This is a genomic window from Coprococcus sp. TM115-187, assembly GCF_027679115.1.
Classification (GTDB): Bacteria; Bacillota; Clostridia; order Lachnospirales; family Lachnospiraceae; genus Allocoprococcus; species Allocoprococcus comes.
In genome coordinates, this window is sequence record NZ_JAQEKS010000001.1 from 169311 (window position 1) to 189951 (window position 20641).

Below are 20641 nucleotides of genomic sequence, written 5' to 3' on the forward strand. Positions count from 1 at the left end.
GTCAGCCTTACACTGACACATCATCCTCGCCATATTCCACGACCAGATGTCCTTCTTCATCGGTTGTGAATATCAGCCCAAGGTCGCATTTTGTTTCAAATGCAAAATAGCCCTCCTCCGTAATCGATCCTTCCACGATCTCACGGCACAGCTTTTCTACGGAACTGGACTCCGATCTATCACTCAGTCCCAGACCGTCATCCGACTCAAAGCCAAAGCAGCCTGCCTTGTCTATAAACAGATTTCGGATGCCATCCCGAACAGCTTTCAGGAATGCTGCAAATGTGTAAGTGGCGATCTTGCCATTATTGATGGCCGCCCTCTCCACCTTTAACGTAAGAGAGAATGAGCCAAGGACATCACCTTCTGTGCTGAGCATAACAACATCCAACGGAAAACGTCCGGCCTGCGCCGTCATGAAGGTCGTGATCGTAAAGAGGACTGCCCCCTTCTCAACGAATACAAGGTCTGGCGCAGTTTCACTCGTGTAGTGGAAGATCGTACCATCCGGACGGGTACCGGAACAGGCTACAATACAATTCTGCGGCACGGTATATTCCACAGAGTTGTTATACAAAACACAGCGAACTTTTCTCGCCTTGTTGTCATACTGCTTGACCGGAACCGTCACCGGGATCAGATTCTCCGTCAGCGACAATTCCACTTCCTGATAAATGCCTGTGACCATTACGAACTCCCTCCTTCCTGATCCGTCTCCTTATTATCTGTTTTCTCTTTGTTTTCCGTATCCTTATCTTCACTACCCGGCTTTTCGGTATCCGGGGTTTCAGGCTCGGTCGGTGTGGTCGGTTCCGTTGGCTCTGGATCAGGTTCTTCCGGTTCATATCCAATCGTCTGCCACTGTTCTCCGTCCCACAGTTTTAACCGAAGGTTCTTCTTATCGACCCAGAAGGAATCCTCTGCCGGGTCTTCCGGCGCACTTTCGGACACAGGGATATACGGCTGATACTTCGCGTCCAGTTCCTCATACAGTTCTTTGGACAGCTTCTTTGCCGTTTCATACCGCTGATCGAGCGTTTTCTGAAGTTCTACAGAAATAGCGGTCGCTGTTTTGTACCGCTCATCCAGTTCCTCCAGCAACTCCTTGGAAAGCTCGGCTGCTTTCTTGTAACGGTCGTCCAGTTCCTTGAGTGTCTGCTCCAGCAGGATTGCTGTTTTGACTGCGGAATCATCTGACTCCCAGCCATATCCCCATGTCTTCCCGCCATCTGTGGAAACAAAAAATCCGGCCGGGCTATTCTTCCACGCAACCGTTGACTGTTTCAGAGTTGCTGCGTTGAATGCGTACCGAGTCGTATTCCCCTTACTGTCCGTCTCATTTTTATAATGAAGGCCGAACAGTGCAGCAAACAACGCACCATCATAGATAATGGAGGCCGAAATGCCGCCCATCTGCTCTCCCACTGCTGTTTCCACACGGACTGCGGTATCGTATGCGGCGGTTGCTGTATTTCGGATACTGTTAAGGGAGCTTGTCAGGGAGGAATTTCGGCTGCTGACCGTAGAATTCGACAGCGTGATGCTGTTATATCGTTCCAAAAGCGAGTCATATTCGGTTTCTGTAACCTTGGAACTGGCTTCAATGCCCAGCTTCGAGATATACACATGAACCGTATCACAAAGCGAGACCTGTTCTGCCTGTACAACATCCTCATATCCGGGTGTATTCCAAAGCTGAATGAAGTCGATTTTAATGTCGACCTCCGGCTCTGTCAGGCTGGTCGTATCAATATAGTCCTGTGCATACTCTCGCAATGCCGCTTCCGATGGCCTTTCCTGAAAGGCACTGGTGCAGTCCAGCACCGTAATCTTCTGATACGGCACAGATTTTCGGCTGACCATGACCACTTTTTCTGGCAGTTCCATAACCGCCTGCGTTTCGTTGTCTACCCAGTACGGATGCACTCCTGTAATGGTATTCTCGATGGATTTCTCCATCTTGAAATCCGTCAGATTTTTGCCGTAGACGATATGAACGTTGTGGTCCGCACCTCTGGCTCTGTGAAACTTGACTGTGTAGCGGTCCCACTCGAACTCTCCTCCAAAAGTATCCAATACCGAGCCATCCATACCGCCAAGACAGTTACGGAAAGATGCCGGAACGGACACAGTAAACATCGCACTGGATACCACATCTGTCCAAACTGAGAACGGACAGTCGGAAGCCGCATGGCTTTTCAGCCCCTGCACCGCTCCTGCGCACCCACTCACTGAGAACGGGGAAACTGTAATAAAGTTGAGCTGATAGGAAATATGCCGTGCCTGAACTTCCAGCTTTCCATCGATCGGAGTCGTGATCTTGTAGATTCGGAACGGCTGCGGCTGCATCGTATCAGATGGTTTGGCAAGGATGACGTTTCCCTCCTCTAGCATCTCAGCGTGGATGCCATCTGCCGGACAGATGAGCTTCAGCTCATAGCTGCCGTTTCGTTTTTCAGTCACGGTACAAGACTGTGCATCTGCCAGCTTTCCAATGCCGTTATTATCAAATTTCATTTCTCTGGAATCATATAAACATGGGATCACTGGCTGCACCTCCCCTCAGAGCGTCCACCAACGGGGAATGACTTCCACCGCCGTGATACCGCCTGTCCATGTGATCTGTGTCTTTCCCTCCGGCAGTTCCGGGAAGTCATCCGAAAGAATGGTCTCATTGCAGAAGCCGGAAGCGTTGTAAGCATTGTGCGTCTCACAGTTGAGCAGCACATAGTCTTTGATGCTGTGGATGGTGATCTTCTCTTCCCCCACATATAGCTCGCCGCCGCTGTCTCCGTAAACCTTGAAGATGGGCTGTGCAGGAAAAGCGAAGGGGTTCTTTAAGGTCGACCTGCCATCCAGCCGGATCGTCCGCTGCCCGTCCACGCTCCACCTCTGGGGCTTACAGTTAAATGCCAGCTCCATCTCAGCGGCTTTCTGAGCAGTCACATCAAAGGCAAGGGCATCCTTGCAGACTGCCATCCGGAAGAAATCCGGGTCGTAGGTATCCTGCAATTTCTGATACCCCACCGGCGACAGAAGCCATGCCTTGACTGCTGCTGTCTTAGCTGGCAGTCCGTTGAAGAAAAATGCCTTATACTTGATATCCACATTCTGATACCTGCGGCGGCCTGCCTTTGCATTCTCGGTAAGGATGTCTCCGTTCCTGCCGGGTACGGAGGTGCTCTCCACATCCGCAGCCGGGGAATCATACACACCGGGACCAGACAAATATAATAGGAAGTCTTTGCTGGACTTCCCAGCAAACGACAGATACTGTCTGGCATATCTGTCTTTTAACTGAAACTGTGATACTGTTTGCTTGGGGGTGTTATAGCCCATACGCATCTCCTCCTTTACTTGAAGACCGAATCATCCTCATGGATCATGCCGTTGATCTTATCGGCAACGGTCTGTGCGAGTTCATCGTCGTTCCGGGCATTATAACCGTTGACTGTGATATACACACCGCCAAGGTTGGTCGTCCGGGTGGTGCCACCTCCGGCCAGAGCCGCCTGCGGGAAGTTCCAACCGGAGCCATCGAAATGTGGCAAGGTCAGTTCCGGCAGACTGAAGGAGCTGATGCCCTCCATACCCTGCTGTACCTTTGCTGCCATCGACCTGATCTGGCTGATCAGTCCGCCTTCGCCTTTCTTGATGCCGCCGGAAAGCAGCTTCATGAAGTCGGGCATATAGGTGTCGGCATCTGCCAGCGGTCCTTCATCCGGCACAGAGAAGTGCAAGAACGAGCGGATGCCATTTGCCACACTCTTGACCGCATTGCCGACCCAGCTCACGCCTTTCTTGATACCGCCCGCGATACCGCCAACGATGTCCTTGCCCCAGCTGACTGCCGAAGAAGCCACGTTCTTGATACCGCCCCAGATGGACGATGCCACATTGCCAATAGCAGAAGCCGCATTAGAAATACCGTTCTTGATGGCGTTTACTCCATTCGAGAATACCGACGTAACCTTGTTCCAGATATTTGTGACACCTTCCCGGAAGCCATCGCAGTTTTTCCAGAGGCTCGTCAGTCCAAGACCGATGCCACCAACTGCTGCCACTGCGATACCTGCAGGACCGGCAAGACCGGCCAATGCTGTACCTGCCGAAGCAAGCACTCCTCCGGCCGAGGAAGCGATACCAGCCAGAGCCGATCCCGCACCAGCAGCCAGACCGGATACGGTCGTGCCAACCGAGCCGAACAGTCCTGCGATTGCGGAACCGGCAGAACCAGCAATTCCGCCCAATGTGGAACCCACACCAGACAGAAGCCCAGAAAGACTGCCGCCTAAGCCGCCGATATTCGACACTACACCGGAAAGCAGCCCGCCCAGATTCGACAGGATTCCCCCACCGCTGGAGCCAAGGCTTCCCAGCTTCGAGATGATGCCGGAGATTCCCTCTCCCAGACCACCCATTTTGGAGGTCAGCCCGGAGATCAGGTTGCCAAACTTCGACACGATCTGTGCGCCATCAGCATTACCAATCTTCGACAGGAAACTGCCGATATTCGACAGCAGGCCACCACCGTTCTCTGTACCGAGGACATTACCGAGGTTCTGCATGGTATTACCAAGGTTTCCGATGGTGTTCTTCATGGATCCGAGCTTGTCCACAAGACCGGTGACCGTATTGGCCGTGTCACCGACCTTGCTGATGCCACTGCCCAGGCTCTTTAGAAAATCCGAGTTGAAGGTATCGCCAAGGCTGCGGATCGCATTTCCAAGGGAACTGGTCTGAGAACTCAGCTCTCCAATGGAATTCTTCATATCCGTAAAGCCCTGCTTCACTTCATCGCTCATACTGCCGACTGCAGTTTTGGTGATACCCTGCAGGTCTGTCCAGAGTTGCTGGAACTGTGTTTTCAGCCCGGAAAGCCCGGACATCAGCTGGGACTGGATACCGCTTCCCACATCCTTTGCAGCACTGCCGATACCGCTCTGGCTTCTCTTGATCGTGGTAGCAAAACTGCCGACCACGGAATCCATCCAGTCGCCCAGAGAATCTACCGGGGTCGTGAGGTTGCTGCTCATAGACCCGGCAAGCCCCTGCACGGCTTTCACTACCGACTTGACATTTTTCTTAATGCCGGTCGCCAGCAGCTTCATGAAGTCGGGCATATAGGTATCTGCATCAGACAGCGGACCTTCATCTGGCACGGAGAAATGCAGCAGACTTCTGACCCTGCTTGCGACATTTTCTGCCGCAGCGATCACGGAACCGGCTGCTGCCCGGACACCTGCTGCCATCTGGGAACAGATATCTGCGCCCCAGCGATATGCCGAAGAAGCAATCGAACCGAGTGAGTTAAAGCTGCTCCTGATATTTGCAACACCGGAAGAAACCGTGCTGCGCAGACTGGACATTGCCGAAGACACCGTGGACTTGATGCCATTGAAAGCAGAGGTCGTGGTGGATTTCAGGGAATTCCAGCCGCTCGTGACCGTACTGCGGACGGCTGTGACAGAAGAAGTCGTAAGAGACTTGATGCTGTTCCATGCAGTCGTGATGACTGTTTTGATACCATTCCAGCTGGTGTTCGTCAGAGTTTTCACTGCGTTCCATGCGCTTGTCATGGAAGATTTTACAGAAGCAGTCGCAGAAGTAGTCAGAGACTTGATTCCGTTCCACGCGGTGGTAATGACCGTTTTTATACCGTTCCAGCTGGTCGTCGTCAGCGACTTCGCGGCATTCCATGCACTGGTCATGGACGTTTTCACTGCGGCTGTCGCAGAGGTCACATTGGATCTCACCGCCGCAAAGCTGGTCTGGATGGTGGTCTTGATGCTGTTCCACGTGCTCGTGGTACTGGTCGTAATGGAGCTCCATGCGGATCTCATCGCGGCACTTACACCTGCCGTTCCGGTCTTCACCGTCTGGCTGATAGTTGCCCAGCTCTTACTGTATGCCTGCTCCACTCCCCTCATGGAGTTGGTGATGGAGGTAGACAGCGTGGTGGACAGGTTCTCTGCCGCCGCAGTCACAAGGCTGGTGTTGGTCGTGATGCCGTTTGCCAGACCCTGCATAAAGTCCGGCATCCAGCTTTCCATATCTGCCAGAGGTCCTTCATCCGGCACAGAGAAGTGCAGGAAGGAACGGATACGGTCTGCCACTCCCGATACAGCACTTGCCACATCCTGAATCCTCGACTGGATACCGGACACAATGTTGCCGATCATGTCAGAGCCCCACGAGAACGCCTGTCCAGCCAGACCCTTGATAAAGGAAACTGCACTGTTAAAGCCGTTCGTGATGGTGGTCTTAATACCGGAAATCGTAGAAGAAATCCCGGATTTCATCGAGTTAAAGGCTGTGGTTGCCGCGCTCTTGATGCTGTTACTGAGGGACGAAACCGTAGACTGCATGGCATTCCAGCCGGAGGAAACCACCGATTTGATGCTGTTAACCACACCGGAGATCTTGCTGCTGATGGCATTCCAGATGGAAGAAACCGTGGACTGGATCGCAGAAAGGACTGTCGAAATGACCGTCTTGATCGCATTCCATGCCGTACTCATCCGGGTCTGGATGCCAGTCAACAACGGAGACAGGAACGATACAATGGCATTCCACACCGTCGTCACTGCAGTCTGGATCGCAGTCAGCACCGTGGAGATAGCTGTCTGAATCGCTGACCAAACTGTAGAGAAAGTCGTCTGCAATCCAGTCAGCATCGGAGTCACGAAGGCAACGATGGCGTTCCAGATGGAAGTGATCTTCGTCTGAATTGCGGTCAGTGCTGCGCCGATCAGGATCTGGATCGCCTGCCAGATGGTCTCAAACAGATATTTGAACGCATCCAGCAGAGGCTTGATGGTGTTGTAAATGCCATTCCACACCGAAGTGATGGTCGTGCTGATGGTGTTCATGACCGTAGAGATCGCGGTCGAGATCGCCGTCCACACAGTTGTCACCGTGGTATGGATCGTATTCAGCACAGAAGAAACTGCTGTGGAAATGGCAGTCCAGATGGTGATGAAGGTCGTCTGGATACTCGTAAGGACGGTAGTAAAAAATCCAGACACTGCTGTAAATACAGTCGTTGCCACACTCTGGATAGCAGAAACTGTATTTGAAAAGAAGCTGCTGATTCCACTCCACACGGTCTCGAAGAAGCTCTTGATACTGCCCCAGACCGTCTGCCAGTCCGTACCAAACAGACCAAGGAACACATCCAGTGCGCTCTTTAGTGCGGTAAGAGTCGTGGAGAATACGGACTTCACACCTTCCCAGATGCTGGAGAAGATGCCTTTCACTGCTTCCCATGCACCGCTCCAGTTGCCAGAGAACACATTGGAAAAGACGTCGAATAGACCGAGCAGTGTATCCAGAACGACGCCAAGGATGGTGGCAATATTCTGGAACGCTCCCTCAAACAGCGGTGCAAGCACCTGACAGAAACCATCCCATACTGCCTTCAGTACCTCTGTGACATCCTTAAAGTCAAAGCCCAGTCCGTTGATTCGCTGTGTCAGCTGGTCGCAGAAGCCTTTCACTTTGGAAACAATGTCGTTCCAGATGCCGGTAATGGCAGTACGAAACTCCTCGTTGGTGTTCCAGAGGTTCATGAAGGCCGCCACCAGTGTACCGATGACCGCCACTACTGCTACAACCGGGCCGGACAGACCACCCAGAACCACACCCAGCTTGCTGAACACACCACTGGCACTGCCCACATGGGTGATGAGAAGCCGGACACCCTTTGCAAGAGAACTGAACCCCCGCATTGCTGTGCCGACGGTCGATATGGTCTTACCCAGCACAATGAGCAGCGGACCAATGGATGCTGCCAGTAGCCCGATCTTAATGATCGTTTCCCTGGTGCTCTCATCCATGCTGTTGAGCTTGTCCACGAACTGTTGCACGGCAGATACGATCTTGCGAATGGTGGGCATCAGGATATCGCCAAAAGAAATAGCCAGCTCCTCCAGCTGAGATTTCAGGATGGTGAGCTGACCATTTAAGTTGTCCTGCATGGTTTCTGCCATGCTCTCGGATGCGCCGTCACAGTTTTCAATGGCACCACGCAGTTTGTTGATGTCCGTCTCGCTGGAATTCATCAGGGCAAGGAAACCAGACATCGCATTCTTGCCGACCAGTGCCTCTGCATTGGATGCTTTTTCAGATTCGGTCAAGCCAGAGAATGCTACACGGCAGTCTGCGAGGATATCATTCAGGCTCCTCATGCTGCCATCTGCATTGCTGGTGGCAATCGTAACTTCACCGATGTTTTTACCGACAAAGGTCACTTCACCGGAAAGGTTGTTCATGATGGTACGAAGGGAAGTACCCGCCTGTGAAGCCTTGATACCACTGTTTGCCATCAGACCGATAGCCTCTGCGGTATCCTCTGCCGAAAACCCCAGCGCACCGGCGATAGGCGCACAGTACTTAAACGTCTCGCCCATCATGCTGACATTGGTGTTCGCATTGGAGGAAGCGGCTGCAAGGATATCTGCAAAATGCCCGGAATCCGCCGCAGACAAACCGAACGCGGTAAGGGCATCGGTAACAATATCTGAAGTCGTAGCGAGGTCTTCACCCGAAGCGGCCGCGAGGTTCATGACGCCCTCGATGCCGTTCAGCATGTCAGAAGTCTTCCATCCGGCCATGGCCATGTATTCCATCGCCGAAGCTGCCTCGGATGCAGAGAACTTGGTCTTTGCACCCATTTCACGGGCTTTCGCACGGAGCTGGTCAAAGTCATCCCCGGTCGCACCGGAAATGGCAGATACCTTACTCATCTCGGAATCGAAATCGGCTGCAGTTTTTACTGCTGCCGTACCAAGACCCGTTACAGCGGCAGTCACCGGCAGGAACTTCTTACCGACATTCTCCACAGAAGATCCGATGTTCTGGAGCTTTTCTCCGGCTTCATCGATTTTGGCAAGAGTTGCATTGGTAGTAGCCGCCTGGTCCTGTAAGGATCGCAGATTCTGTTCGGTCTCCACGATCTCACGCTGAAGAGCATCATACTGCTGCTGGGTGATCTCACCATTGGCAAGCTGCTCATTGGCCTGCTGTGCGGCAGTCTTCAGAGTTGCCAGCTTTTCCTTGGTAGCATCAATGGCATCCTTAAGCATCTTCTGCTTCTGAACGACCAGTTCTGTATTGGAGGGGTCCAGTTTCAGGAGTTTGTTGACATCCTTCAGTCCGGACTGCGTCCCCTTGATTGACTTGTTTACACTTTCCAGTGCTTTGGAGAGCTTTGTGGTATCGCCGCCGATCTCAACGGTGATGCCCTGGATTCTGGATGCCATTTGCGTAACCACCTCCTTGCAGGCATGAAAAAAGCCCATCTGCACGGGGCAGACAGGCAGAAAATAATCTGAAATTTACAATTCTGTCGTTGCTAAGCGACAGAAAAAGAGCTATACTTAAATTGAGAAATTGTACTCAAAGGAGGTACGCTCTATGAGTGAATATAATATTGACATTGCCGATATGCAGTGCTGGGTTTTCCGCATGGCTCAGTCCAAGTGGAAAATGTCTCCCAGTGACTGCGCTGAACTGTTTAAGAAATACGACATTCTTGGATTTATTTCTGAATGCTATGACATCCTTCATCTAAACGGTTACGCCTGTGTTCTTCACGATGTTGAAACCTTGTTAAAGAATCGAGGTGTATCCGTATGATCGAATTGCAGGATGGTATGCTTCTGTACCACGGTAGCTACATTGGTATCTCGGCGATTGACCTGAATCGCTGCTTTGGTGGACTCGATTTTGGCCGAGGTTTTTATCTTACATCTTCCTACGAGCAAGCGTACAATTACGTTCAGCTTTCGGTTAGGAAAGCGATGCGTATTGGTACAGTTCCAAAAGATTTCAACCTGGAAGACGGACAGATATCTGTTTACAAATTCCACTACGATCCCAACATATTAGCTTACTGTTTCCAAGGGGCCTCAGTTGAATGGCTTCATTTTGTAGCAGCAAACCGAAAAAAGGATTTGTTCCCACAACTTTTGAAAAAATACGGCACCATCGACATCATCGGTGGAAAAATTGCGGATGACCAAACAGCCCATACCTTACAGCAGTATATCGGTGGCGTCGACTTTGGTATCCCCGGTACACCGAAAGCAGACAAAATAGCTATTGAAAAACTTCTTCCCAATCGCCTAAAAGACCAATTCTGTTTTCGCACACAGGACGCCGTTAATCATCTTGAATATATAAGGAGTGACCGCTATGGAGATGTCAAACTATAACTTCACAGATACGCAGAAAGAAAGCTGTGCTGTCAGTCTCATGCGCGATACGGTCAAAGAACTCGCTTTGCGTGATACTATTTCCTATGAAGATGCACTGTTACGCTTCACAAATTCAAAAGTATATGAAACACTTTTCGACTATGATACCGGAATTTGGAGAGAAAGCCCCGACTATCTTCTGAATCTCTATGACTATTGCAATTCTAAAAAGACTGCCTAAGTTTTCTTTCTGCTTGACTAGCACTACTACATCGACTATACTTTTAACAGTGATCAGGTTTCGGTAACCTTGCGAGGTCCGAGACCGGGAAGATGACCTTCGGGCCACCTTCTTTCTCCCCCAGTTGTGCACGGCTGGGGGATTTTTTATACCCATTACCAGACGTTTGTGCTTATTTCATTCACAATATAAGCACGGTCGTCTGTTTTTCTTTCAGAATCTGTCGCTAAAAGACATCCATATCGTGTTGAGAAGCCAGCTCTCTGTACGGATAATCGTCGTTCTGCCGTTCCGTGAACATATCATTGACCAACCCGATGGTCAGCAGATCGAGGTCGGCGATGCTGATACCGAGCTGTACACAGCGCAGCAGAAAGAGCGGGGTGGTCATTTCCCGCTCACTTTTGCGAGGTTTTTTCTGGATTCCACCTCCGTCTGCACATTCAGGCCCCACAGTTCGATCAGCTGGGGCAGGATCTGATAAATGGAGAAGGTGTTGAACTGGTCCAGGAACTCCTCCGGGCTGTCCGGCACATTGGCCGGGTCTGCATGGCGGGCCATCAGCCATGCCAGATCCTCGAACATCTCCAGACTGAACAAATCGAGGTTGGAATTGTCCTCATCATTCTCTCCCACGCTCTTTTCCAGCTGACGCAGGTCTTTGTAGATATCACGGCCGAACTTGATGCGGTACAGGCGAGGCACAGCGGCACTTGCCTTAAAGGTGACTTCCTTGCCATCGATCTCGATTTTCTTTGTAACTGCCATAATCGTAATCCTCCAAAATTTCATGTAAAATTGGCAGAGCCGAAGCCCTGCCGTATATCGTGTTTCTTACTCTGCCGGGTCAATGCTGACCAGTGCATTACCGCCGCTCACAGTAGGCAGCTTTCCATCCCACTTCTGAACCTTCTGGTAATCGATCAGCGTATCGGACAGGCTTTCTGCCAGTTTGCGGTTTGCCTCTGCCTGTGCATCTGCGGCAATGGAAGTCTTCTGGGCTTCCGCCTCTGCATTGGTGATCGCCACCTGCTTATCCGCTTCTGCCTTGGCAATGGCGGCTTCATTCTCAATCTTCTGCTTATCTGCATTCTGCTGTGCAATGGACTTTTGCTGGATGGCTTCGTTATAGGCATCCTCGAAATTCATGTCGTTGATGACGACCTTGTTCACAAACACAACATCATCGCCGTATTTCTGCACAAGGGATTCTGCCAGCTTCTGCTGTGCCAGAGGCTCGATCTTGGTGCGGTTGGTTACCTCATTGGGGCCAAGTTCAGCCATTGCAGACTTGATTGCCGATGCCACCAGCTCGTCACCGACCAGATTCTTGATGTCGGACACATTCGCATACAGCCATGCACTCTTCTCAGGAAGCACCTGATAGGTCACGATGACATCAGCAGCATACACAGGGGTCTTGTCAGAGGCTTCGCCCCAGACCTGTGCTTCGATGTGCTTATCCTGCTGCTTGTTGTTGACCTTGTGAATGCTCTGCACAAAGGGGATGCAGAAGTTGAGCTTGCCACTCTGGATGGTGGTCTCCTGGATCTGGCCGAAGCTGGTCTTCACACCCGTGTAACCGGTGGGGATGATGTGGAACGAGCAGACAGCCAGTACCAGAACGATGATCACTGCGAACAAAGGAAAAATCTTCTTCATAGTCATATACCTCTTTATAATAATGTAAGCAGAGCCGAAGCCCTGCGGTGTGTGTCGGTCACTTAGCCCTGCGGCTCCTCGGTGTGACTGGTGTCTTCGGTGTCCACAGCTTCTGCCTGCGGCTCGTAGACCGCATCGTACCACTTGTTATAGACATCATCCGTGGTGTTAGTACCGGTCTTTGCCTTGACATAACCGTTTGCCAGAGGGGTTGCCTGCAGGTTCAGGGTGTCTGTCTTGACTTCCTTGCTGTCCTCGTTGGTCTCACCCTCGATGGACGGACGGCTTGCTACACAGTTGTACAGCACATGGCGGATGTGACGCTGGTCACCATCGAACTCAAACAGGAAGGCGAAATGTTCCAGTTCCACATTGGCGTTCTCAGCAAGCACGCCGTTACCATCCAGTTCCTCGTGCATGATGTCCGTGAGGAAGCTCTCCGGAATCAGTGCGATCTCCAGATCACCCTCGTAGCCGGAGTTGTTATTCACGACATAGTAAGCGATATTGTCCGCATAGAACGGCTCGATCTCGCCATTGGCATCCATAGAAAGACTGACTGCACCGGGGATGCGGACCGGCTTTGCGTAGGTGACGCTGCCATCCTCGTCAAAGGTCGCCTTGGCATAATGGCAGTTTTTCAGGCCAAATTTGACCTTATTGCTTTGCTTCGACATAGGTTATTCCTCCTATCGTCCTGCGGCTGGCTTATACGGTCAGCTCATACAGGACTTCATACATCTTTTCGGTTTCGATCCAGACCTCGCTTTTCTCATAGTAAAGTTCGTGTGCGGTCAGGACTTCTTCAATGCTTGCTTCCATATCCGGGTCTTTGTAATCGGTATACACCTCAATGTCCAGCTGATTGAAGTGGTGGTACACAAGGTTGTCCGCACCGAAATTCTCGGCTTTCGGATACAGGAAGCAGATAAATGGTGGATCAGGGCTCTCCCCTTCTGCGAAATGGTCATACGCATAAGGAAGCCCCATTTCCTCCACCAGAGCTTTGACTTCTTCGTGGGTCATTGGTTCCTCCTTACTTTAGTGCCTTTTCGATGAGAGACTGGAGCTGCTCGATACCGGCCTGCTCTGCCGGAGCGATATGGGGTCTTCCTGCCACCCGTCCGCCGCCGCGCTTGGCATGACCTTTTTCCAGCAGATGTGCCAGCTGGTAGCGGTTCTTGGAATGCACCACCATCTGAAGGCTCTGGCTGGATTCGGACTGTTTGGTCGCCACCCAGCTTCCTTTGTATGCGCCCGTTCTGGACGGTGCATTGGCCGAGATCTGGTCTTTGACCGTTTTGGCAGACTTACGGACAGCACTCTTCACCTGCGTGGAAGCAAGCGTTGCATATTCTTTTAAGCCTTCGTTGATGGCGTCAGCCATCTCATCAATGCTGACGGTTCTGCTCATCCGGCTGCCTCCTCTCCAGTCTGCAATGAATCTTCAGGATCTTCTTCTGATAGTTCATCGGGTCAACGGATTCGATATTGTAGAGCTGCTCCCGGAAGCGGATGCGGTAACCAGTGGAAGTTAATCCTCTGGTCTCGCTGCACCAGCGAACCGTAAACACCACGCTCTTCTGTTCGGCTGTGACCTCACCTTCTTCTTCCTGTGCCTGATAGGTCGAAGCGTAGGCAAAGCAGGTGAAATATTCCTCCCATGTGTTCCGATGGTTTCCGACCTTATCGGTCACAACCGTGCTTTTCTCGATTGTGATCCGCTCATTCAGTTTCTCGATCATCAGAACACCCCCTCCCTCACAGCAAACAGAATGGAACGAAGCGTCAGCATCAGCTGCTTATGGTCAGCTTCGTCCCGGTGCTCATAGAGATACCCCAGTGCATACAGAATCGCCACACGACAGGTGCTGCGCAGGGCTTCCAGTTCCCTTGTGGGCTGTACTCCGTTCTCGGCATCCTGGTCAGCGGCATTAACTGCCTCCCACTGGTCTTCCGAAAGACGGCCAACGTCCTTGCACATCTGCTCCGCAGAAGATAAAAGGATGCCGATCAGGGCATCCTCATCGCTGCTGTCCACGCGGAGATAGGTCTTCGCTTCGTAAATCGGAATCAGTGCCATAACCGGCTCCTCCTTTCCAGACTTTCTTAGCCCTGCGGTGCCATCTGCAGAAGCTGTACGGCTTCGGGCAGGATCAGCTTGCCATCCACACGCTGGGTGGTCAGGAAACCGACCTGATCAGTACGGGCATACAGCTCGTTCAGACGGCGGAAGGTGCGGTTCTGGCGGTCAGCCACCCAGTAGTAGCTGTAATCGCCAAAGGCCATGACCTTGCTGCCACCCTTGATCTCCGGCATGAAGGCGGAAGTCTTCAGCGGACGGTTCAGCAGGGTATCCGGCTTGCCGATCTCCAGACCCGGCTTCCAGATATAGTTGCCGTTGTTGTCCTTGATGGTCATCAGCTGCAGCACCAGGGCTTCGTTGCAGAGGAACTGTGCCTTCTTGCGGTACGGAGCCTTCAGTGCATAGTAGAGCTTGAAGATCTCATCGAAGGTAACGGCATCCTTCTGGGCAGCGGTCACACCGACCTTGGCACCGCCGGTCTCAGCCAGCAGACCCAGAGGCTTGCCCACACCGTCACCGGTGATAAAGGCGCGCTCCTCTGCGTTGCCCATACGCACACCGAAACGGCGGGCAATATAGGTGGCGAGGTCAAAAGCGGAGTCGTTCAGCAACTCATTGGAGATCTTGATCATAGTGCCCAGCTTGTATGCAGACAGCATGGTCTGGCCGAAGGTAGTATCGCTCTCCGGGATCTCCTCACCCTCATCGATCCAGCTTGCCTCACCGGTATCCTCTGCGATGGGGATCTTACGGGTGCCGGAGCTGGTGCGGATAACCGTTGCCAGACCACGGAAGATGTTGTTCTCCTCCAGTGCCTCCACCAGCTTCTTCTCGAACTCGTCGGGAACGGTAAAGCCGCCCTCGGTGTCCTCACCCACAGACAGGGCATTGCGGACCTCGCCGTAATGGCCACGGTTGCGGATCATGTTCCAGAAGTTCTCGGCATACTCGGCAGTGGCGGTCGGCTTGACATCCTTCTTGGCACCGTTCTTCGGGTCAGCATGGACAGGACTGGAAGTCGGTGCGGACAGCTGTGCCTCGATCTGTGCCTGCTGCTCCAGACGCTCGATCTCTGCACCCAGGTCCTTGACCTCCTGTGCCATCTTGTTGTACTGCTCCACGGCCTCAGCCTTTACCAGACCGTTCTCGCCGCGGTTCTTCTCCAGAAAGTCCTTGGTCTGCTCCCAGAGAGTGTTGCGCTTGGTGCGCAGTTCCAGAATCTTACTCATAGTGTTTGTCCTCCATAGATTGATTTGTGGTGATATAAAAAACAGCCTGAATGCACATCACTTCATGCACTCAAGCTGTTTCATCAGGATATTGTAGGGGATGCTGCCATCCTCGGTCTTGCCGTCCAGATCAAGGACAGGGCCGGAATTGGCAGGTGGTTCGGCCGGAGGTGTCGGCTCTGCGGACGGTTTCGGGTCAGCAGGCGGCTCCTTCGGCTCAGTGTGCTTCTGACCTACGTCTTCCGGTTTCACCCCCAGACGGTTCAGGACGATTAGATCCATCTGACGGCTGGAGAAAAGGTGCCCTGCCGTATCCTTCTGGAACGGCTTCTTTTCTTCGCCCTCGCCCGGTTCACTGTCAGGGTCTTCTTCCGGTTTCTCCGGGTCTGCCGGGTCACTGTCCGGCTCCTCCTCTTTCTTTGCAAAGAGGATCTCGTCTGCAAAGCCCAGCTCCACAGCCTTCTTCGCATTCATCCAGGTCTCGTTGCTCATGAGATTGGCAATGCGGGCATGGGTCAGACCAGACTTTGCGGCATACGCATTGATGATGCTCTCCTTGACTTCGGTCAGCACCTCAATGGCTTTCTCCATGTCCTTGGTGTTGCCCATCGCAACCGTGCTGGGGTCATGGATCATCAGCATGGCGACAGGACTCATCTGAACAGTATCACCGGCCATTGCCACAACGGATGCAGCAGATGCCGCAATTGCATCGATCTTGACCGTGATGCTGCCCTTGTAGTCCTTAAGCATGGTATAGATCTCGGCAGCGGCGAACACATTTCCGCCCGGACTGTTGATCCAGACGGTCACATCCCCCTCGCCGGATTCCAGCTCATCCCGAAACATCTGCGGCGTGATCTCATCACCCCAGAATGATTCCTCATCGATGGGACCTTCCAGCCGGAGGATTCTGGTGTCGTCACTGTTTTTGATCCAGTTCCAGAATTTCTTCATCGGGTTCTCCTTCTTTCATTCTTTCGTGGCTTACTCTCACTCAGCCGATTTTCGCTGTCAGGTTCTTCTTCCGGGTCTTGTTCCTCTGGCTGTGTCTGTTTGGGCTGATTCTGCTGGACTGCGGCAGCTTTATTCTGCTGTGCCACTCCTGCATCTTTCAGCTTCACATAGCCGCCGTTCAGGTAGTAGTCATCTCCGCCCTCCTCTGCCGGGATGAGATCCATGTTCTCCAGACGATGCACATCATTCGGAGAGAGGAAGCCGTTGCTGATGCCGGTCGCATAACCGTTCATCCGGCTCTGGTAGTCGCCACGAAGCAGACCGTCCACATTGAATTTTGGAAAGTAGGTATCCTGCTCCTCCTCCAGCAGCAGATCCTTGATGATGCCCTGCTCGATGCGGACAAGCCACGGAGTCAGGGAGTGCATCACGAAGTTCAGCGACTGGTATTCAATGTTGGAGAATGTGGCTCTGGACAGATCGGCTACCAGATGCGGAGGCACACGGAAGATGCGGCAGATCTCCGTCACGGAAAACTGCTTCGTTTCCAAAAACTGGCTGTCTTCCGGCGGCAGGGAAATCGGTTTGTAGGCCATGCCCTCTTCCAGCACTGCCACACGATGGGCGTTCGCTGCGCCACCATAAGCCGCTTCCCAGCTATCCCGGATACGGTTCGGGTCTTTCACAACGCCGGGATGTTCCAGCACACCACTGGGCTGTGCGCCGTTCTTGAAGAAAGAAGAACCGTACTTATCCACCGCAATGGAAGTACCGAGGCTGTTCTTCATCATGGCGATCGGTGAGAAACCGATCAGACCATTAAACCCAAGCCCCGGCACATGGAAGATCTCGTCCCGGCGAAAGTAGAGGTCTTTATTCTGCTCTCCCGGAACTTCATCCGTGTAGGCGTGGTAGATATAGTAGAGCTCGCCACTCTCATCTCGGTCGACTTCGACATTTTCCGGCAAAAGCGGATACAGCCCCAGCACCGTGTTCTTGCCATCCCGGACGATCTGTGCGTAAGCGTTGCCCCAGAGGAGCAGGTGGGTCATCAGTGTTTCCCAGAAGACAAAGGATGTCATCTCCGGGTTGGGCTGGCGATACAGAATCTTATACAGCGGGTGATCCCTCGCCTTTTCCTTGTTGCCGTTATCGTCTGTCATCCGGTACAGATGCAGCGGCAGTGCCGCAATGGACTCTGCCAGCAGACGGACACAGGCATACACAGTCGGGATCTGCATGGCTGCTTTCTCATCCACCTGCTCCCCGGCATTGGAGCGGCCAAACACAAAGGTCTGCCCGGAATCACGGACGTTATCCATGACCTGCGGCAGACCTTCTTTTGGCTGTTCTGTTTTGGGAGAATCCCTTGGGTTCTCAAACCCCATCCATTCCCAGAATCCCATTAAGCCTTATCCCCTTTCTCCAGTTCCGGCAGACCGGCAAGGCTGGTACCGAGGGATGCAACGCCTGCCACAATCGCTGCGCTGCCGACTGCAACCCAGTCCACCGTGCCGCCGGGCATCTGTGTCACGACCAAAGCCGCACCGGTCTGGAACATCGTCTTTGCAGCACGGATGCCGGCTGCCTTCCACCATTCTGCACTCATCAGATACTTCATTGTGTTTTCCTCCAAATCTTCATATCAAAAAACGATCATGTCACGTTCGTCATAGACGCTTCCCTGCTGCTGTCCTTCGTTTCGGATGCAGCGGTCCAGTGCCATGATCGCAGCGACGATACCATCGATCTTCTCCGGCGATTTTGCCTTTGTCGGCTTGATATTGCCTGCCGGGTCGGTATCCACGACCACATTCCCCGCCATCCATGCCATGACCGGGTTGCCGCCGTGGGTAATACGCCCTTCCATCAGGAGCTTGTAGAACTCTTTGGTAGGCGGGCTCATATCTTTAAAACCCTGACCGAAAGGCACGACCGTAAATCCCATCCCCTCAAGGTTCTGGGTCATCTGCACCGCACCCCATCGGTCAAAGGCAATCTCCAGAATGTGATAGGTCTTGCCCAGCTCCTCAATGACTTTTTCGATAAATCCGTAGTGGATGACATTGCCTTCTGTCGCCATCAGGTAGCCCTGCTGATACCAGACATCATACGGAACGGATGCCCTGCGCACCCGCTGGGGGATCGTATCCTCCGGTATCCAGAAAAACGGAAGCATGATGTACTTCTCCTCTGGAACTCTGGGCGGGAACATCAGCACAAAAGCCGTGATGTCTCCGGTGCTGGACAAGTCCAGTCCTCCATAACAGTCACGGCCTTTAAGTGCTTCCATATCGATTGGCTGATTGCCGAGGTCATAGATGTGTTCCGGGATAAACCGGGTCAGCGAGGACACCCACATATTCAAACGAAGCTGCTTGAACACATTCTCCTCTGCCGGGTTATCCAGTGCTTCCTGATATGCATCCCGGACACGCTGAATCTGAATGGTCTGCCCCAATGAGGGATTTGCCTTATACCAGTTGGCTTCATCATGCCAGTCATCCTCATCTGTCAGTCCATAGACCACAGGATAAAAGGTGTGGTCGATCTTACGTCCAGCCAGCAGGTCAAGAGCTTTCATGTGAAGCTCGTAGCAGATGCTCTCCTTGTCCGTGCCGGCCGTGGTGATCAGGAAGAACAACGGCTGCTCACGGGCATCACCGGAACCTTTGGTAAGGACATCGTAGAGTTTTCGGTTTGGCTGGGCATGAACCTCATCCAGCACCAGACCTGACACGTTCAAGCCGTGCTTCGTGCCGACTTCGGCAGACAGAACTTGATAAAATCCTGCGTTCCCATAGTTCACGATGCGCTTGGTGGCTGCCATGATCTTGCACCGTTTCAAAAGTGCCGGGGTCATCTGCACCATCTGGTGGGCAACATCAAAGACGATGGATGCCTGCTGACGGTCAGCGGCAGCACCGTAGACTTCGGCAGATGGCTCATTATCGGCAAAAAGCAGATACAAGGCCACCGCAGCGGCAAGCTCAGACTTGCCGTTCTTCTTACCGATTTCGACATAAGCCGTGCGAAACTGACGGTTCCCTTTTTCGTCCACGATGCCGAACACATCCCGGATGATCTGCTCCTGCCAAGGAAGCAGCCAGAACCGCTTGCCCGCCCACTTGCCCTTGGTGTGGCGCAGATTTTCGATGAAAATCACCGCCCGGTCTGCTTTTGCGGCATCGTAGTGGCAGGTCGGAAGCATGAACCGGCTGGGCTTGTAGTCCTTCAGTTTCGGATAGTTTTTTGGTCTTGTTTCTGTCATCAGCTTCCACCTCCTCCCAGCAGATTCTCCATCTCATCGGCTGCATCCGCAGGACCGCTGTCCGAAGCAATGATCCGGCTTCGGGAGGACGGGGTCAGACCGAACTGCTCTGCAAACTTGTTCATGATCTTCAGATAGGTCTGTGCGATGGACACCTGCGGCACCTGCTGCCAGTACCCGGATGGGGTCTTGACAATGGTGCCGTGCTGGGTGATGAACTCCTCTGCCTCCTTCCATCGGGCATACGCCTGACAGTAACCGGCAAAGGCCGCCATGTCCACTTCGGTCAGGATGCCGATGGCTTCCATCTGTTTGGCAAGTCTACGCCACTCTTTCTTTGCTTCCGGCTCCAGCCACTTCGGACAGGCCGGTGCTTTCTTATTGGGCTTCGGTTCGCTGGTGTTCAGCGGATGCTTGCCCGGATTACCTTCCAGTTCCTTCATGGCGGTCGGCTTTGGTTTTCTGCCTCTGGTAGCCATTGGCATCTCCTCCTTTCTGCAAAAATGGGTAAAGAAAAAGGACCTCCGAAGAAGTCCTTGATATCAAAACACATCGGATACGAGGCACAGCCCCTTTTCGGGGCGTGTACCTTTTGGGTGTTGTTATGCGTTGGGGTTGGCTTCCTTCCAAGCCTCGTATTCATCGACCAGCTCCGCTTCCTCGATGACCTGCCAGACGCTGCAGAAGCGGCTTCTCTGCTGCTCGATCTCAGTTTCCGTCCAGTCTTCCGGCTTGCGGCTCATGTCGTGGTAGGCATCCATCTCCGCTTTCGTCCGGAAGAAAAGGATCTGCTTCAGCTTCAGCGTTTCCTCGTTGTTCCGCAGGCTGTACCGCCTGTCCTCTGCCGCCCTGCAAAGGCTTCCGAGGTCGCTGCAGCTGAGGGTCATGTCCTGCTTGAAGGCGATCTCAACGGCGATCAGCTTCTTCTCGGTATCGGCTCCCTGAATGTTCTTAAGGTAGGTTTTTGCTTTGTTCGTCATGGTCTGTATCCTCCGT

Annotated in this window: 23 protein-coding genes; 4 read left to right on the forward strand and 19 right to left on the reverse strand. The window is 52.8% G+C overall.

Annotation, left to right across the window (positions count from 1 at the left end; translation table 11 throughout):
* Positions 1 to 7 precede the first annotated feature (7 nt).
* From PGW42_RS00740 to PGW42_RS15865, 4 genes are read right to left on the reverse strand one after another with little or no spacing between them, the layout of a single operon-like run.
* The gene (locus PGW42_RS00740) at positions 8 to 688 is read right to left on the reverse strand and encodes a hypothetical protein (RefSeq protein WP_107000205.1); all 681 of its coding nucleotides are present in this window, start codon (positions 686 to 688) and stop codon (positions 8 to 10) included.
* Complete coding sequence (locus PGW42_RS00745; protein ID WP_270203383.1) at positions 688 to 2547, reverse strand: phage tail spike protein; 1860 nt, start codon at positions 2545 to 2547, stop codon at positions 688 to 690. The genes PGW42_RS00740 and PGW42_RS00745 overlap by 1 nt, the downstream gene beginning before the upstream one ends.
* A 15-nt stretch (positions 2548 to 2562) precedes the next feature.
* Positions 2563 to 3339: a hypothetical protein gene (locus tag PGW42_RS00750; protein WP_118574001.1), complete on the reverse strand. Its 777-nt coding sequence runs from the start codon at positions 3337 to 3339 to the stop codon at positions 2563 to 2565.
* A gap of 14 nt (positions 3340 to 3353) precedes the next feature.
* Positions 3354 to 9263 carry a phage tail tape measure protein gene (locus tag PGW42_RS15865; protein WP_330676952.1) on the reverse strand — a complete coding sequence of 1970 codons (5910 nt, stop codon included), beginning with the start codon at positions 9261 to 9263 and terminating at the stop codon, positions 3354 to 3356.
* 154 nt (positions 9264 to 9417) lie between these two features.
* On the opposite strand from PGW42_RS15865, the gene PGW42_RS00760 reads away from it, so the two are divergent.
* Genes PGW42_RS00760 through PGW42_RS00770 form a run of 3 tightly spaced genes read left to right on the forward strand, consistent with a single transcriptional unit; the run spans position 9418 to position 10440 of the window.
* Positions 9418 to 9639 (forward strand): DUF3791 domain-containing protein, encoded by a 222-nt coding sequence (locus PGW42_RS00760; RefSeq protein ID WP_118651174.1) that lies wholly within the window; start codon positions 9418 to 9420, stop codon positions 9637 to 9639.
* Positions 9636 to 10217, forward strand: a complete 582-nt coding sequence (locus PGW42_RS00765; protein WP_270203385.1) for a DUF3990 domain-containing protein — start codon at positions 9636 to 9638, stop codon at positions 10215 to 10217. Before PGW42_RS00760 ends, PGW42_RS00765 begins: the two co-directional genes overlap by 4 nt.
* Complete coding sequence (locus PGW42_RS00770; RefSeq protein WP_118491909.1) at positions 10198 to 10440, forward strand: hypothetical protein; 243 nt, start codon at positions 10198 to 10200, stop codon at positions 10438 to 10440. Before PGW42_RS00765 ends, PGW42_RS00770 begins: the two co-directional genes overlap by 20 nt.
* A 226-nt stretch (positions 10441 to 10666) precedes the next feature.
* Here PGW42_RS00770 and PGW42_RS00775 read toward each other — a convergent pair whose 3' ends face one another.
* The 3 genes from PGW42_RS00775 to PGW42_RS00785 form a co-directional block, all read right to left on the reverse strand.
* Positions 10667 to 10831, reverse strand: coding sequence for a hypothetical protein (locus tag PGW42_RS00775; RefSeq protein ID WP_270203386.1), 165 nt, complete (start codon positions 10829 to 10831; stop codon positions 10667 to 10669).
* Positions 10828 to 11208, reverse strand: coding sequence for a hypothetical protein (locus PGW42_RS00780; protein WP_107000213.1), 381 nt, complete (start codon positions 11206 to 11208; stop codon positions 10828 to 10830). Before PGW42_RS00780 ends, PGW42_RS00775 begins: the two co-directional genes overlap by 4 nt.
* A 66-nt stretch (positions 11209 to 11274) precedes the next feature.
* Positions 11275 to 12012, reverse strand: a complete 738-nt coding sequence (locus PGW42_RS00785; RefSeq protein WP_270203429.1) for an SPFH domain-containing protein — start codon at positions 12010 to 12012, stop codon at positions 11275 to 11277.
* On the opposite strand from PGW42_RS00785, the gene PGW42_RS00790 reads away from it, so the two are divergent.
* Complete coding sequence (locus PGW42_RS00790; protein ID WP_270203431.1) at positions 11926 to 12168, forward strand: hypothetical protein; 243 nt, start codon at positions 11926 to 11928, stop codon at positions 12166 to 12168. The two genes, PGW42_RS00785 and PGW42_RS00790, sit on opposite strands and share 87 nt — an antisense overlap.
* On the opposite strand, the gene PGW42_RS00795 is transcribed toward PGW42_RS00790, so the two are convergent.
* The 12 genes from PGW42_RS00795 to PGW42_RS00850 form a co-directional block, all read right to left on the reverse strand.
* Positions 12165 to 12779 carry a major tail protein gene (locus tag PGW42_RS00795; protein ID WP_107000215.1) on the reverse strand — a complete coding sequence of 205 codons (615 nt, stop codon included), beginning with the start codon at positions 12777 to 12779 and terminating at the stop codon, positions 12165 to 12167. The two genes, PGW42_RS00790 and PGW42_RS00795, sit on opposite strands and share 4 nt — an antisense overlap.
* 31 nt (positions 12780 to 12810) lie before the next feature.
* Positions 12811 to 13128: a hypothetical protein gene (locus tag PGW42_RS00800; RefSeq protein ID WP_270203387.1), complete on the reverse strand. Its 318-nt coding sequence runs from the start codon at positions 13126 to 13128 to the stop codon at positions 12811 to 12813.
* Positions 13129 to 13138: 10 nt separating this feature from the next.
* A complete protein-coding gene (locus PGW42_RS00805; protein WP_118574013.1) occupies positions 13139 to 13516 on the reverse strand; it encodes an HK97 gp10 family phage protein in 378 nt (125 codons plus the stop codon).
* Positions 13494 to 13847, reverse strand: coding sequence for a phage head closure protein (locus PGW42_RS00810; RefSeq protein WP_270203388.1), 354 nt, complete (start codon positions 13845 to 13847; stop codon positions 13494 to 13496). Before PGW42_RS00810 ends, PGW42_RS00805 begins: the two co-directional genes overlap by 23 nt.
* Positions 13847 to 14185: a head-tail connector protein gene (locus PGW42_RS00815; RefSeq protein ID WP_270203389.1), complete on the reverse strand. Its 339-nt coding sequence runs from the start codon at positions 14183 to 14185 to the stop codon at positions 13847 to 13849. Before PGW42_RS00815 ends, PGW42_RS00810 begins: the two co-directional genes overlap by 1 nt.
* A gap of 26 nt (positions 14186 to 14211) precedes the next feature.
* Entirely contained in the window at positions 14212 to 15417 is a 1206-nt protein-coding gene (locus PGW42_RS00820; RefSeq protein ID WP_118496677.1) for a phage major capsid protein, read from the reverse strand.
* A gap of 57 nt (positions 15418 to 15474) precedes the next feature.
* Positions 15475 to 16374 carry a head maturation protease, ClpP-related gene (locus PGW42_RS16210; RefSeq protein ID WP_330676953.1) on the reverse strand — a complete coding sequence of 300 codons (900 nt, stop codon included), beginning with the start codon at positions 16372 to 16374 and terminating at the stop codon, positions 15475 to 15477.
* Positions 16371 to 17780, reverse strand: a complete 1410-nt coding sequence (locus PGW42_RS00830) for a phage portal protein (RefSeq protein WP_270203390.1) — start codon at positions 17778 to 17780, stop codon at positions 16371 to 16373. The genes PGW42_RS16210 and PGW42_RS00830 overlap by 4 nt, the downstream gene beginning before the upstream one ends.
* On the reverse strand, positions 17780 to 17995 hold the full coding sequence (locus tag PGW42_RS00835; protein ID WP_270203392.1) for a holin: 216 nt from the start codon (positions 17993 to 17995) through the stop codon (positions 17780 to 17782). The genes PGW42_RS00830 and PGW42_RS00835 overlap by 1 nt, the downstream gene beginning before the upstream one ends.
* Before the next feature lie 24 nt (positions 17996 to 18019).
* Positions 18020 to 19585 carry a terminase large subunit gene (locus PGW42_RS00840; RefSeq protein ID WP_270203430.1) on the reverse strand — a complete coding sequence of 522 codons (1566 nt, stop codon included), beginning with the start codon at positions 19583 to 19585 and terminating at the stop codon, positions 18020 to 18022.
* 59 nt (positions 19586 to 19644) lie between these two features.
* Positions 19645 to 20124, reverse strand: coding sequence for a phage terminase small subunit P27 family (locus PGW42_RS00845; RefSeq protein ID WP_118496673.1), 480 nt, complete (start codon positions 20122 to 20124; stop codon positions 19645 to 19647).
* Positions 20125 to 20247: 123 nt separating this feature from the next.
* Entirely contained in the window at positions 20248 to 20625 is a 378-nt protein-coding gene (locus PGW42_RS00850) for a hypothetical protein (RefSeq protein ID WP_270203394.1), read from the reverse strand.
* Positions 20626 to 20641: the final 16 nt, after the last annotated feature.